General features: G+C 71.0%; 15 protein-coding genes. 3 read left to right on the plus strand and 12 right to left on the minus strand.

What is annotated here, in order from left to right:
* Nucleotides 1-2 precede the first annotated feature (2 nt).
* From PD653B2_RS16100 to mftA, 6 genes are read right to left on the minus strand one after another with little or no spacing between them, the layout of a single operon-like run.
* Complete coding sequence (locus PD653B2_RS16100; protein ID WP_085873403.1) at nt 3-788, minus strand: mycofactocin-coupled SDR family oxidoreductase; 786 nt, start codon at nt 786-788, stop codon at nt 3-5.
* On the minus strand, nt 785-1,504 hold the full coding sequence (mftE, locus tag PD653B2_RS16105) for a mycofactocin biosynthesis peptidyl-dipeptidase MftE (RefSeq protein WP_085873404.1): 720 nt from the start codon (nt 1,502-1,504) through the stop codon (nt 785-787). The genes PD653B2_RS16100 and mftE overlap by 4 nt, the downstream gene beginning before the upstream one ends.
* A complete protein-coding gene (gene mftD, locus PD653B2_RS16110) occupies nt 1,501-2,709 on the minus strand; it encodes a pre-mycofactocin synthase MftD (RefSeq protein WP_085873405.1) in 1,209 nt (402 codons plus the stop codon). The genes mftE and mftD overlap by 4 nt, the downstream gene beginning before the upstream one ends.
* Nucleotides 2,710-2,754: 45 nt before the next feature.
* Nucleotides 2,755-3,975 carry a mycofactocin radical SAM maturase gene (mftC, locus tag PD653B2_RS16115; RefSeq protein WP_085873406.1) on the minus strand — a complete coding sequence of 407 codons (1,221 nt, stop codon included), beginning with the start codon at nt 3,973-3,975 and terminating at the stop codon, nt 2,755-2,757.
* Complete coding sequence (gene mftB, locus PD653B2_RS16120; RefSeq protein ID WP_085873463.1) at nt 3,972-4,259, minus strand: mycofactocin biosynthesis chaperone MftB; 288 nt, start codon at nt 4,257-4,259, stop codon at nt 3,972-3,974. Before mftB ends, mftC begins: the two co-directional genes overlap by 4 nt.
* Before the next feature lie 11 nt (nt 4,260-4,270).
* Nucleotides 4,271-4,387, minus strand: coding sequence for a mycofactocin precursor MftA (gene mftA / locus PD653B2_RS16125; RefSeq protein WP_085873407.1), 117 nt, complete (start codon nt 4,385-4,387; stop codon nt 4,271-4,273).
* Between the two features lie 96 nt (nt 4,388-4,483).
* Between mftA and mftR the strand changes: the two genes are divergently transcribed.
* The gene (mftR, locus tag PD653B2_RS16130) at nt 4,484-5,092 is read left to right on the plus strand and encodes a mycofactocin system transcriptional regulator (RefSeq protein ID WP_085873408.1); all 609 of its coding nucleotides are present in this window, start codon (nt 4,484-4,486) and stop codon (nt 5,090-5,092) included.
* Between the two features lie 153 nt (nt 5,093-5,245).
* On the plus strand, nt 5,246-7,456 hold the full coding sequence (locus tag PD653B2_RS16135) for a DUF1254 domain-containing protein (protein WP_085873409.1): 2,211 nt from the start codon (nt 5,246-5,248) through the stop codon (nt 7,454-7,456).
* On the opposite strand, the gene PD653B2_RS16140 is transcribed toward PD653B2_RS16135, so the two are convergent.
* Together PD653B2_RS16140 and PD653B2_RS16145 are read right to left on the minus strand one after the other, a co-directional pair.
* Nucleotides 7,453-7,854, minus strand: coding sequence for a hypothetical protein (locus PD653B2_RS16140; RefSeq protein WP_085873410.1), 402 nt, complete (start codon nt 7,852-7,854; stop codon nt 7,453-7,455). The two genes, PD653B2_RS16135 and PD653B2_RS16140, sit on opposite strands and share 4 nt — an antisense overlap.
* Before the next feature lie 180 nt (nt 7,855-8,034).
* Nucleotides 8,035-8,379: a DUF5335 family protein gene (locus PD653B2_RS16145; RefSeq protein WP_085873411.1), complete on the minus strand. Its 345-nt coding sequence runs from the start codon at nt 8,377-8,379 to the stop codon at nt 8,035-8,037.
* A 154-nt stretch (nt 8,380-8,533) separates the two neighbouring features.
* On the opposite strand from PD653B2_RS16145, the gene PD653B2_RS16150 reads away from it, so the two are divergent.
* A complete protein-coding gene (locus PD653B2_RS16150) occupies nt 8,534-8,983 on the plus strand; it encodes a DUF1931 family protein (protein WP_085873412.1) in 450 nt (149 codons plus the stop codon).
* Nucleotides 8,984-9,141: 158 nt separating this feature from the next.
* Here the strand turns inward: PD653B2_RS16150 and PD653B2_RS24620 are convergent, their stop codons facing one another.
* The 4 genes from PD653B2_RS24620 to PD653B2_RS16160 all read right to left on the minus strand — a co-directional run bounded on the left by PD653B2_RS24620 (nt 9,142) and on the right by PD653B2_RS16160 (nt 12,657).
* Nucleotides 9,142-9,648, minus strand: a complete 507-nt coding sequence (locus tag PD653B2_RS24620) for a hypothetical protein (RefSeq protein ID WP_133059043.1) — start codon at nt 9,646-9,648, stop codon at nt 9,142-9,144.
* Between the two features lie 30 nt (nt 9,649-9,678).
* Nucleotides 9,679-9,828, minus strand: a complete 150-nt coding sequence (locus PD653B2_RS25075; RefSeq protein WP_165763504.1) for a hypothetical protein — start codon at nt 9,826-9,828, stop codon at nt 9,679-9,681.
* Nucleotides 9,829-9,947: 119 nt separating this feature from the next.
* The gene (locus tag PD653B2_RS16155; RefSeq protein WP_085873413.1) at nt 9,948-10,637 is read right to left on the minus strand and encodes a hypothetical protein; all 690 of its coding nucleotides are present in this window, start codon (nt 10,635-10,637) and stop codon (nt 9,948-9,950) included.
* A gap of 382 nt (nt 10,638-11,019) precedes the next feature.
* Nucleotides 11,020-12,657, minus strand: a complete 1,638-nt coding sequence (locus PD653B2_RS16160; RefSeq protein WP_085873414.1) for an amidohydrolase — start codon at nt 12,655-12,657, stop codon at nt 11,020-11,022.
* Nucleotides 12,658-12,660 lie beyond the last annotated feature (3 nt).

Below are 12,660 nucleotides of genomic sequence, written 5' to 3' on the forward strand. Positions count from 1 at the left end.
CGTCACGCCGGGAAGCCGCCGTCGGCGTGCACGACGCTGCCGTTGAGGACGGCGCCCGCGGGCGAGCAGCAGAACGCGATGCACCGGGCGATCTCGTCCGGCTCGATGAGCCGCCGGATCTTCTGGTGCTCCACCAGGTCGGTGACGTCGGCGTCGTCGTACAGCGCTGCGGTCTGGCGCAGCATCGCCGTGTCGGTGGCTCCCGGCGACACGGCGACCGCGGTGACGCCGGTGCCGACCAGGTCGGCGGCCAGCCCCTTCGCGATCCCCACCACGGCGTGCTTGACGGCGGTGTAGGCAGCGAGGTGGAAGAGCCCGTGGGTCCCCGACGCGGAGGCGACGGCGACGAACCGGCAACCCGACGGGTCCGGCCCGGTGAGCATCAGGGGGACGGTCACGGCCGCGGTGTTCCACACGCCCTTGGCGTCGATCTCCCACAGCAGGTCGACCTGGTCGTCGGGCGTCTCCCAGAGCGACCGGCCCCCGGAGACCACCGCGGCCGCGGCGACCGCGACGTCGAGCCGGCCCCACCGCTGCACCGCGTCGGCGACCGCGCCCTCGAGCGCGGTCCGGTCGCGGACGTCGGCGAGGTAGGCCCGGGCGGCGTCGTACGGCGCGACCACGGCGTCGAGGTCCTCGCGCGTCGGCATCGGGTACGGCGCCGCGTCCGGCCCGGCGCACCAGTCGACCGCGAGGACGGCGTACCCCTCCTCGGCGAGGCGGCGCACCGTGGCCGCACCGATGCCGCGCGCGGCGCCGGTGACCAGGGCGACCCGCGGGTCGGTCATCGGACCGCCCCCACGGACCGCAGCCGCCCGTGCCGGTCGGCCTCTCCCCCACTGACGGCGGCCGCGATGTCGGCGGCCATCTGGTGGAGCACCCGCTGACCCTCGCCGGCGGTGGCGCCCGCGGGGTCGCCGAGCACGCCGTTGGGAGACACCGCCGCGACTCCCCCGGCGACGAGCTCGGGCAGGAGCTCGGCGATCGGGCGGGTGTTGCCGGCCTCCGCGAGGTCGGAGCGGACCGCCCAGGGGTGCAGGTGCAGCATCAGCGAGGTCTCGGTGAGGCCCGCGTGGGCGTCCACCTGCTCGGTGGCGCACGGCACCCAGGCCACGTCGTGCCCCTCGGCGACGAGCTGCTCGACCGCCGTCGTGAGCGCGGCCAGGTTGCCGCCGTGCGCGTTGACGAAGACGACCCGGGCGCACCAGGTGCGCAGCGACCGGGTCAGCTCGACCACGGTCTGGCGCAGCACGTCGGTGCCGATCGACGAGGTGCCGGGGAACATCTGGTGCTCGCCGCTCGCGCCGTACGAGATCGCCGGCGCCACCACCACGTCGTCACGCTGCAGCAGGCCGGCCACCCGGTGGGCGACGGCGCCGGCGATCACGGTGTCGGTGTCGAGCGGCAGGTGCGGTCCGTGCTGCTCGATCGAGCCGACGGGCACCAGCACCAGCGCCGATGGCGGCAGCGCCGGCGACCGCGACCCGCCGAGCTCGCGACTCACGCCGGCGCGCCCAGGGTGCGGTGGAAGCCGTCGGGGATGTCGAAGAGCCCGGGGTGCAGCTCGTCGATCGACGACAGCCCCATGCCCAGCAGGGCCGAGTCGATGCCGCCGCGCAGGATGTCGAGCACGTTCTCGACGCCGGCCTGGCCGTTGGCGCCGAGACCCCAGAGGTAGGCGCGGCCGATCATCACCGAGCGCGCGCCCAGGGCGAGCGCCTTGACGACGTCCGAGCCGCGCCGGATGCCGCCGTCGAGGAGCACCTCGAGCTGCTCGCCCACGGCGTCCGCGACCGGCTTGAGCATCCGGATCGAGGCGGGGGTGCCGTCGAGGTTGTTGCCGCCGTGGTTGGACACCGAGATGGCGTCGGCGCCGGCGTCGACGGCCCGCAGCGCGTCGTCGACCCGGCAGACGCCCTTGAGCATGAACGGCTTCCCGCTCATCTGCTCCCACTGCTCGCGCATCCACGCAACGTCCTGCCACGACGGCGGCGGGGTGCTCATCCACTCGTAGTAGGCGCCGAAGAACGTCGGCGCATCTCCCCCGGGCGGAGCCAGGTTGGGAGCGGTGAGGTCGGGGATGTGCCGCGGACCGAACTGCCAGAGCCAGCGCGGCTTGGTGGCCACCTTCGGTGCCATCCGAATCATCGTCTTGAGGTCGATCTTCTCGGGGATCTCCGGGCTGCCCCAGTCGCGCCCCATCGAGAACGACCAGTCCAGCGTGGCGATCAGGCCCTGGGCACCGGCCGCGCGGGCCCGGTCCATCCGCTGGATCATCACGTCGCGGTCGCCGGTCCAGTACATCTGGAAGAACGTGCGGTCGTTGACCGCACAGACCTCCTCGACCGACTTGCTGGCGAAGTTGCTCAGGCCCATCACGGTGCCGCGGGCGGCGGCGGCCCGAGCGACCGCGACCTCGCCGTCGGGGTGCACGGCCTGGACGCCGGTCGGGGAGATGACCACCGGCAGCGAGATGTCCTGGCCCATCACGGTGGTCGCCATCGACCTCTCGGCCTGCTGCCCGGCGACGTGCGGCGCGAAGCCGATCTCGCCGAACGCCGCCTCGTTGTCGCGCAGCGTCAGGCCGCGCTCGGAGCCGGCGACCAGGGCGGCGTACACCGGAGCGGGCAGCCGCTTGCGGGCGCGCTGCTGCGCGACCGCGACCGACTCGAACCAGGGGTTCTGCTTCCAGGGGTTCTCGACCTTCACACTGCCGTCCTTCGAGGTGGTTTCGAGGCTCGCTTCGCTCGCACCTCAACCACCGATCGGCTCGAAGCCGGCGAGCGGGCTCTCCGCGCAGTCGCTCACCGGCGGACGGGTCATCAGCTTCAGCATCACCGGCTGGTTGCGGGTCGGGGTGGTGCGGGAGTGGTCCTGGCTGGCGGCCGGGACGGTCCGGTCGCCGGCCAGCGCGGTCTCCCCGTACCCCTGCACGCACTCGGGATCCGGACCGTCGAGCGGCAGCCCGGTGAAGAACTTCGCGGCCATGCAGCCGCCCCGGCACGAGTCGTAGAAGGAGCACTTGGCGCAGGCGCCTCCCGTCTGCGGCGAGCGCAGGTCCGCGAACAGCTCCGAGGTCTGCCACACCTGCTGGAAGCCTCCGTCGGCGAGCAGGTTGCCGGCCAGGAAGTTGTCGTGGATCGCGAACGGGCAGGCGTAGACGTCGCCCACGGGGTCGATCAGGCAGACCACCCGGCCGGCTCCGCAGAGGTTGAGGCCCGGCAGGCTCTCACCGAACGCCGCGAGGTGGAAGAACGAGTCGCCGGTCAGGACACCCTCGCCGTGCGCCATCAGCCAGTCGTAGAGCACGCGCTGCTGCTCGGGCAGCGGGTGCAGCTCGTCCCACACGTCGGCGCCGCGGCCCGAAGGACGCAGCCGGGTCAGCCGCAGGGTCGCGCCGTACTTGTCTGCCAGGGCCTTGAACTCGTCGAGCTGCCCGATGTTCTGCCGGGTGCAGACCACCGAGATCTTGGCGTCCTGGAAGCCCGCGTCCTGCAGGTTCTGCAGGGCCGTCAGCGCGGTGTCGTAGGAGCCCGGGCCGCGCACGTAGTCGTTGACCTCGGCGGTCGCGCCGTCGAGGGAGATCTGCACGTCGACGTAGCCGCCGCAGGCCGGGGAGGCCAGGTAGGCCGCGCGCTCCGGGTCGAGCCGGACACCGTTGGTGGAGAACTTCACGCCCACGTTGTGGTTGACGGCGTACTCCAGCAGGTGCCAGAAGTCGGGTCGGATGGTGGGCTCGCCGCCACCGATGTTGACGTAGAACACCTGCATCCGCTGCAGCGCGTCGATGACCGCCTCGCACTGCTCGGTCGACAGCTCGCGCGGATCGCGCTTGCCCGAGGAGGAGAGGCAGTGCGCGCAGGCGAGGTTGCACGCGTAGGTCAGCTCCCAGGTCAGGCAGATGGGCGCGTCCAGGCCGTACTCGAACTGCTGCACCAGCGAGCCGCCGCTCGGCCGCTCCTGCACCGCGGTCACGCCGCGACCTCGGCGGCGCGCGGGCGGATCATGTCGGTGACCGCGAGACCGCGCAGCGCGTCGGCGTACGCCGCCCACTGCTCCTCGGGCACGCCGGCGGCGCGCAGGGCGCCGCGGACGTCCGGGCTCTCGGCGAGCCCCCGCACGACCGCGACCAGCTCCGGCCGCTTGAGGAACGTGAGCTTGCGGTTGCCGAAGTGGTAGGCCAGCGCCCCGAATGGCTCGGGCCGCAGCGCGACCGACGGCGAGAGGCCCCAGGCCTCGCTCAGCAGGGGGTCGGGCATCGGGTCCGGCATCAGTAGACGCCGCACATGCCGTCGATCGAGACCTCTTCGATCAGCGACTCGGCGGTCACCGGGGACTCGTCCTGGGCCGGGGCGGTGGTGGCGGTGTCGCGGGACTCGGCGGTCATGGCTGCTCCATCTGTCGGTGGGGTGGTGTGGGCCACACATTAATGGCAGTCAGTGCCAGAAAGAAGGGGGTCGCGAGATGTTGTTAGATTCCGGCCGTGACGACCAGCGCGGGCAGGCCCCGAGGGGCTGCAGTGGGACGGCCGGTCGTCACCACGCCCGGCGAGATCGAGCAGGCCGCCTTCAGGCTGTTCGCGGCCGCCGGCTTCGAGGGCACGACGATGGCCGCGATCGCCGCCGAGGTCGGCGTCGGGCAACGCACGCTCTTCCGCTACTACCCGTCGAAGAACGACATCCCCTGGGGCCAGTTCGACCAGACGCTCGACAGCTTCCGCCAGATCCTCGACGGCACTCCCGAGGACGTCTCGCTGATCGACGCCATCCAGCAGGCCGTGCTCCGGTTCAACGAGTACGACCCCGACGCCCAGCCTCCGCACCGCGACCGGATGCGGCTGATCCTGCGCACCCCGGCGCTGCAGGCCCACTCCGTGCTCCGCTACGCCGACTGGCGCGCGGTCATCGCCACCTACGTCGCTCGTCGCCGCGGCCTGGCCGTGGACGACCTCTTCCCCCAGACCGTCGCGCAGGTCAGCCTCTCGCTCGCCCTGACGGCGTACGACGCGTGGCTCGACCACCCCGAGACCTCCCTCGCCGCGCTGCTCGACGACGCGATGGGCTGCCTGCGGGACTACGTCACCGCGGACTAGCCCGGCACCGCCGCCCGGCCCGCCGACCGGGACTTGGGAGTAGCGTCGCCGCAGTACTTTCGTCGGGTTCGTCCGACGACGTCCGGACCCGGGAGTCCGGCCGCCGCCGGCGTGTGCAGCGTCCTGTGACCACCTCCGGCGGAAGGCCAGCACATGCACCTCGAAGACTCCCCACCGTCGCGTGGGCGAGGCAGGGCGCTCGTCGCGGCAGCTGCCGTCGTCCTCGGCGGCGGGCTCCTGGTCCCGGCGCACGCGGAAGCACCGGCGGCGCCCCGGCCGAGGGCGGCCTCCCGGGACGCGCGCGGGCCGGGCTCGACGCTGACCGACCCGCAGCGGATCCGCCGGCTCGCGGCCCAGGCCTACAGGTGGGGCCTGCCGGCCGAGTTCGTCTACCGCTTCTCGCGCTACAACTACCTGGCGACCGCGCCTCGCAACCAGCTCGGCGGCGGGCGGGCAGCGGCCGCCTGGAACAACAACGCGACCAACGCCGGCGACGCGTCGGTCGTCTACCTCAACGCGATGCTGGACCTGAGCGGCGACCCGGGCCGCGGCCACGCGAAGCAGCTCGTCATGACCGTGCCGCCGTCGCAGGACGACTACTTCGTGGTCAACCTCCTCGACAGCTTCGTCAACACGGTGGGCAGCATCGGCACCCGGACCACTCCGTCCGCAGCGGCGCAGACCTACCTGCTCGCCGGCCCGACCTCGCCGTACGCGCACCGCCGGACCGTCACTATCAAGGGCTTCACCTACCGGGTGATGACGATGGACACCGACCTCGGCTGGCTGCTGGTGCGGATCCGGGCCGACACCCTGGTCGACCCGACGTCCCCCGCCTCGGCCAGGTCGGTCATCGACCGCGTGGTCGGGGGCTTCGCCCTCCAGAGCCTGCGCAGCTTCGAGTGGGACCACCACGAACCCCGGTACTTCGAGCCGGGGTACACGCCGACCGCCGAGCAGAAGGCCGCGGCCCAGAAGTGGCACAACACGCCGGCCCAGGCGACGGTGTTCTTCGAGCAGATGGGGCGTTCGCTGCGGATCAGTCCCCTGCCCACGCGGCATACCGGGCTCAACGGCTCACCCCTGGAGACGCTGCCGCCATGGGTCGCCGCACAACCGGGTGCGAGGACGGTCTTCCGGTACCCGTCGTACGGCCAGCAACAGACCCTGAAGCGGTTCGCCCCGCTCGGCCTGACCGAGCGGGGCTTCCACGTCCCCCGCACCTGGGGCCAGCCCCAGCTGGACGCCCTGCAGGACGGCTTCGTGCTCGGGCAGCAGCGGGTCGCCCAGGCCTCGACGTCGGTCGGCGTCAGCAGCAGCACCCACTACTGGAGCTACCTCAACGACAACATCGGCAGCTACCCGAACTCCACAGCGGGCTACCTCTTCCGCGCCATCGTCGTGCTTGCCGGCGGGTCGGCGAACCTTCCCGCGGACGCGGTGTACGCGCAGCTGGACGAGTACGTCGACGCCGACGGGCACGCGGAGGGTCTCGACGGCAACGACACCTACACGCTGACGTTCACCCCGCCGGTCGACGGCGGACCGGTGCCCGCCGACGGGATCCTGCCGTCCATGGTCACCGGCTCCGACGGCAACCCGCAGGGCTTCTGGTCGCTCCACGTCTACGCGACGGACCCGTCCCAGGCGGCCGCGCCCTTCATCACCCAGGCCAGCGTGCTCAACACGGCGTACTCGGACGCCGACCTCGCCGTGACCGCGGTGGATCCCGTCGCCGACACGGTGACGGTGACCCCGTCCGACTGGGGACCGCTGGTCGAGGGCTCGCCCGTGCTGTTCGGCCCGACCGCCGGGCAGTACGGCTTGCAGCCCGACACCCCCTACTACGTGGCGGGTGTGCCGACCGCGACGACCCTCGACGGAGCCGTGACGAGCTACACGTTCCAGGTCAGCACGCGCTGGCTCCAGGACTGGGACGCCACGGAGACCCACCCGGTGCCGATCCAGGGCCCGGGCGGACACCCGGGCGACGTGGCAGCGATCGACGACCCGGGCGGCGCGGTCCACCTGACGTGGGGGCCGGTCCAGCCGGTGTCCCAGCTCGGCTCGCAGCAGCTGACGTCGGGCCGGCTGGCGACGAACCCCGACGGCTCGGTGACGATCTGGATCGGGCCGACGCTGCCGGACGGCGCGCCGATGACGAACTGGCTGCCGACGCCCTCGACGGCGTACCACGAGTCGGTGTACGGCGCAGCCGGGACGTCCATGGCGACGGGCATCCGGCCGATGATGCGGATGTACTACCCGTCGCCCGGGAGCGACACGCAGCCGTCGATCCTGCCCCCGCCGGCCGGCGGGTCGACGGCGACGTACGTGCTGCCCCCGCTGGCGAAGGTCGGCTAGGTCGGGTCCTCCGCGTGGAGGAGCGCGTCGGGGTCGAGCCTCGGTGGCACGTGCGCGAGAGCCGTCTGCACCAGCGCCGTCCGCGCCTTGACCACGACCGCGCGCCGCAGCCTGCCGACGTCGTCGCCGACCGATGCGGCGACCGTGTCGCTCACCTGCTGCTCGGAGAAGGTCGGCCGGGTGCCGGGCGCGACGTCGATGTCGGGCAGCGCCACCAGCACCGGCAGGACCTGGTCGCCGAGGGCGTCGAGCACCTGGAACCTCTCGAGGCGGCTCATCGCCTCCCACGCCGTGTCGATGTCGACGGCACCCTTGCGGACGTCCTTGCGCTGTGCCGTCACCACCGCCTTGGCCGCCCCGGTGAGAGCCGCGGTCAGCTCATGCTCGGTGAATCGCATGCGCCCAGCATGGCGGACGGGCCCGCCACGGCGTCGACCGAGCCGCCAGTCAGGACCCGGCCGCCGGGCGGACGGCCGCGCCGGCCCGTCGGCCGGTGCGCCCGGGGAGGGAGCGCCGTTCGCGTCGCAGGGAGGCCGGAGCAGCTCCCCCGGCGGCTGACGACCTGGAAGGAGGAGCCGTCAGCCGCCGGACCTGGGGAAGAAGCTCACGATGGTCGTGGTGCCGTCCTGCTCGACGACGCGAAAGGCGCCCGCGGCCGGGTCGATGTCGACCTCGCTCGGGTGCGGGACCAGGTGGCGGAGCACGACGGGATGGCTCGAGGAGCTCCCGCCCACGGCCACGATCACCACGTCGTCCTTGGGGTCGTACGACGTGTACGCGAACGGCAGCCGTTCGACCTCTCTCTGGTCGCCGAACGAGCGGTCGAGGACCTCGATCGTGACGTCTTGTCCCTCGCGGTCCTTGGTCAGCCGGTCCAAACCCTCCACCCAGCCCTGGTGGTCCGTCGTCGAGGTGTCTGCCATCGGTCCTGATCCTTCCGGACGTCGCTCGGGTGCCCTACCCGCGGCCGAGACCCATCCTCGGTGGCCCGGCGGAGCGACACATCCCGCGTATCCGGGATGTCCCGTCGTGCCGCGGGCGCGAGGCTGGGACACCGACAACACAGGAGGACCGACGATGGAGCTCTTCGGCATCGCCCGATTCGAGCGTTTCTTCCGAGCGGCCGCCGGTCTCGACGTCGACAAGAGCGACCTGCGCCGCTTCGACGACTTCGTGAACGACAAGATCTACGACCTCCTGCTGCGCGGGCAGGCGAACGCGAAGGCGAACGGCCGCGACGTCATCGAGCCGCAGGACCTGCCGATCACCAAGGGGCTCCAGGAGTCCATCCACGCCTTCAAGGCGATCGATCAGGAGCTGTCGCTGGAGCCGATCCTCGAGCAGCTCACCAGGCGGCCGCCGCTCGACGTGACCTACAGCGACGAGGCCCAGGCGCTGCTCCCGCTGGTCGCGGGCGGCCTGGGCGTCGCCCTCGCGCGGACGTTCCCGATCCTCGAGGAAGGCCTGGTGAACCCGCAGACCGTCCACTGGGACCGCGCCATCCGGATCTTCGACCTCCTGCTCTGACGAGCTGCCTCGGACAAGCCGGGAGGCCCGTCGAGCAGCCCGGCGCCGAGGTCCTCTACGGGGACCGGACCCGGCGTCACACGTTGAAGCGGAACGATCACGCGGGGTTTCGGTGGTCGTGGGTCATCACCGACTGCGACTGACAAACGCCGTCTGACCTACGGAAACGCGTTCGCGTGACTATTGGAGGTCGTCGGCGATCGTCGGTCTCGGCCGAACTTCTTGCGGTCCATTTGCTGACCTGGGTCGCGGCGAGATCCCTCGGGCGAGGGCGGCGTCGAACAGCGTCCGGGCGACCTGCTCAGCCTTCTCGGTCGCCGCGGCACCCACCGACTTCGCCTCGTAGCGTCCTGGTTGAGAGCGCGTCGCAGGCGGTCGAACTCTCGCGCCGCCCTTTCTGCGGGCGGCTTGTCGAAAACGGCGCGCAGGTAGCAGCCGAGCGCCTCGTCCTGGCCCGGCCCGTTGGTCGTCAGGAAGCCGTACGCCGCCAGCAGCGCCTCGCCCGTGTCGTGGCAGGCGTCGTAGGCGATGCCGTATCTGACGACGAGGTTGGTGAGCAGCGGTAGTTGGTTCAGACGGTCCTCGGCCTGGCGCAGGAACGACGCTGCGCGCGCAGGATCCGCTTGTACGGCCTCAAGACGGCGTGCCTCGACCAGCGCGAGCACGGTCGCCTGCTGGACGCGGGTGAGCGGGGGTCAGCGCCACGGCAGCTCCCCGACCACGGCGACCGCCGGGCCGCTGCGCACGTTGCCCAGGAACCCGTAGAGCGGGGCGAACTCCGCAGCTGTGACGATCGTCGGGTTCAAGGGCCGGTGCACCGCGGCCTCCCTCCAACGTGAGGCCACGAGATCATCAGATCGAAGATGCTAAGCGCCGATAGCCGATCTGGTCAGGGTCCTCGTCCCCGTGCTCCACTCTGCGGCAACCGGAAGGATCTCTTCGACGAAGGTCCGATTCAAGGCGATCACAGACTGACTAGCGCAATGGCGACGACGCTGAGCCCCAGACCCGCTGCCCGCACCTTGCCGAGGGGTTCGGCGAGAACTGTGACCGCCAGCAGGACGGTGACTGCCGGATACAGCGACGCGATCACGGCCGTGAGGGCGGTGGAGCCCCCGGTGGCTCCGAGCCGGAAGGCGAGGTGGCCGATACCGGCCACCGCACCTGCGACGACGGCGGGGACGACGACGGGCCCCGAAAATCCGCCGGAGGACCGGCTCATCGGGAACAGAACGCAGGCGCCGATCAGCACGGAGAGTAGGACGGGCCACGCGCCCGCCCCCTCCGCGGAGCCGTAGGCCAGGTACATAACTCCGAATCCGCAGCCGGCAATCACGCCGTGCATAGCGCCAGATGCGGTCGACTGCGCCGTCTCCGGGTCCAAAGGTGTTTCGCCGGTTCCCGCGACGCACGCGAGCGCCGGAACGGCCAGGAGCCCTCCGACGATCGCTGTGGGACTGAGCGACTCCCCGGCCAGCAGGCCCCCCATCACCGGAACCGCCGCGCCGAACAGGGCGCTAAGAGGGGCCACGACGACCATGCTCCCGACCGCCAGGCCGCGATACAGCCCTAAACAGCCGATGATCAGCCCGACGCCGGCGACCATCCCGGCGACCAAAGACCCTGCGCCCAGGGGTGAGCCCTGCGCGCCCATGAACGTCAGGATAGGGACGAGTGCCCCCAGTTGACTTACCGCCGCGACATGGGTGGCCGCCGATCGCCGGGAAGCACTTCCGGCGAGGAAATCTGAAGCCCCGTAGCCAACAGCAGCAACCAGGGCGTAGATCGTGATCAGTGGGAACTCCTAGGTCTTCGGTGTGCACACTCGCGCGATCGGCCTGCCGCCATGAGGCCGGCTGCTGCGGTTGTTCGTCACGGCGATGGGCAAGGAGGGCGCGATCACCCGGAACTGGTATTCCATGCTTGTCGGCAGGGCACCGTCGCCGCCGGAGTCATGGCTGACAGGAGGGTGACGCCGCAGGGGAACCTGAAGAAGAGCTTCGCCCCCCATGTCCTAGCAGCGGGCTCTCGGGCAATCATGCGGTGGTGTGCACAAGATTGCCGCCAAGGAAGACGTCGGTCACCGTGATGTCGACGAGCTCGTCGGGGCTGGTCGCCTCGGGATTGCGGTCCAGGGCGATGAGGTCGGCGAGCTTCCCGGCCTCGAGGGTCCCCCGCGTCTGCTCCTCACCCAAGGCGTAGGCGCCGCCGATCGTGTGCATTTTCAGCGCCTCGCGGATAGTGATGGCCTGGTCTTCGTTCAATGCATGCCCGTGGAAGGTGCGCCGAGCGACGCAGCTGGCGATGCTGAGGAACGGGTTCGTCTGTCCGATGTCCGACCCGACCCACACGTCGGAGCTCCCGGAGAGTGGCCAGCCGTCGTCGAGCATGCGCCGCAGCGGGAACTGACGGTGGCGCGAGTACTCGCCCACGTAGTTCGGCATGAACTCGGCGAAGTTCTTCATGAACACCGGTTGCGGAACCGGGACGATGCCGGCTTGCCGCCACGCGTCGCTGAGCTTCGGGTAGTCGGGGACGAAGTTTCCTGCATGCTCAATCCGGATCCGCGGGCCGCCGTTGCGCGGAAGCGTGGCCAACGCCTCGCACACATGAAACTGGGCGTGGTCACCGTTCGCGTGAATCGCCAGCTGCAGTCCGGCCTCCGCCGTGGCCCGCGCGAGTTCGACGACCTGCTCGGTGGACACCGCGATCTCGCCGCAGTTGTGTCCGTCGCCGATTGCGTACGGGCGGCTGAGCGCCGCGCGGGCGGCGGAGTACCCGCCGTCCGCGAACGCCTTGACCCCCTGGACGCGGAGCAGGTCCCGTGACGATCGCAGGCTGGACCACTTCGCCGGGTCGCACGCCTCCTCCAGGCTGACGGTTCCCGGTGTCCAGAAGTACACGTGGATCCGGACCGCGATACGACCTCCTGAGAGCGCGTCGTCGTAGACGTGGAGCCCTTCGTCGATGGTCTCGGAGATCTCCCCGATCGTCGTGACCCCGTGCGCTGTGAACAGGTCCCGAATTCCGCGCTCGACGGCTGTCCGCGCCTCCTCGCCGGTCAGGGCCGGGAATGGCAGCAGCTTGTCCATCTCCGTGACGATGCCCGTCGGGCGACCGGAGGCGTCGCGTTGCACGGTCGGCTTACCCGTGACGCTGTAGTCGACCGCCCGGTAGTGCTCGTCGATACCCGCCAGCTCGAGGGCACGGGAGTTAAGAACGCTGAGGTGACCGCCGGCGCGGATCGCGATCGCGACGTCCGCACTGACCGAGTCGAGCTCCTTCCGTGTCGGGAACCGCCCGTCGGTGAGCTTCTGGTCGAAGAACAGGTTGCCCTGAGCGACCAGCCAGCCTTCCCGCGCCCGGTCGAGGTTGTCGCGCAGCACGTCGAGGACCGCCGCGATGTCCGAGCACCCAGGTGCACGGACGTCGACCATGGAGTAGGCCGCCTTCGCCGCCACCTCGGCATGCACGTGGGGGTCCACGAAGCCCGGCATCAGGATGCGCGTCCCGAGGTCGACGACCTCCTCACACGCCGCCTCGGCCGATGCGAGGCTGTGGACGTCGACCACGTGTGCGATGCGTCCGTCCCGGACCACGACTCCTCCAGGTCCGTCGATCTCCTCCGCGGACAGCGTCAGGACGTGATCGCCCTTGATGAGGGTGCTCGACATGCT

It is taken from the genome of Nocardioides sp. PD653-B2, assembly GCF_002117935.1.
In the GTDB taxonomy this organism is placed as follows: domain Bacteria; phylum Actinomycetota; class Actinomycetes; order Propionibacteriales; family Nocardioidaceae; genus Nocardioides.

What these genes read in the sequence shown, in the direction of transcription:
- PD653B2_RS16100 (WP_085873403.1), bottom strand. Translation starts at nt 788, where the DNA reads ATGACCGACCCGCGGGTCGCCCTGGTCACCGGCGCCGCGCGCGGCATC.
- mftB (WP_085873463.1), bottom strand. Translation starts at nt 4,259, where the DNA reads ATGCCCGACCCCCTGCTGAGCGAGGCCTGGGGCCTCTCGCCGTCGGTC.
- mftA (WP_085873407.1), bottom strand. Translation starts at nt 4,387, where the DNA reads ATGACCGCCGAGTCCCGCGACACCGCCACCACCGCCCCGGCCCAGGAC.
- PD653B2_RS16135 (WP_085873409.1), top strand. Translation starts at nt 5,246, where the DNA reads ATGCACCTCGAAGACTCCCCACCGTCGCGTGGGCGAGGCAGGGCGCTC.
- PD653B2_RS16140 (WP_085873410.1), bottom strand. Translation starts at nt 7,854, where the DNA reads ATGCGATTCACCGAGCATGAGCTGACCGCGGCTCTCACCGGGGCGGCC.
- PD653B2_RS16145 (WP_085873411.1), bottom strand. Translation starts at nt 8,379, where the DNA reads ATGGCAGACACCTCGACGACGGACCACCAGGGCTGGGTGGAGGGTTTG.
- PD653B2_RS16150 (WP_085873412.1), top strand. Translation starts at nt 8,534, where the DNA reads ATGGAGCTCTTCGGCATCGCCCGATTCGAGCGTTTCTTCCGAGCGGCC.
- PD653B2_RS16155 (WP_085873413.1), bottom strand. Translation starts at nt 10,637, where the DNA reads ATGGGCGCGCAGGGCTCACCCCTGGGCGCAGGGTCTTTGGTCGCCGGG.
- PD653B2_RS16160 (WP_085873414.1), bottom strand. Translation starts at nt 12,657, where the DNA reads ATGTCGAGCACCCTCATCAAGGGCGATCACGTCCTGACGCTGTCCGCG.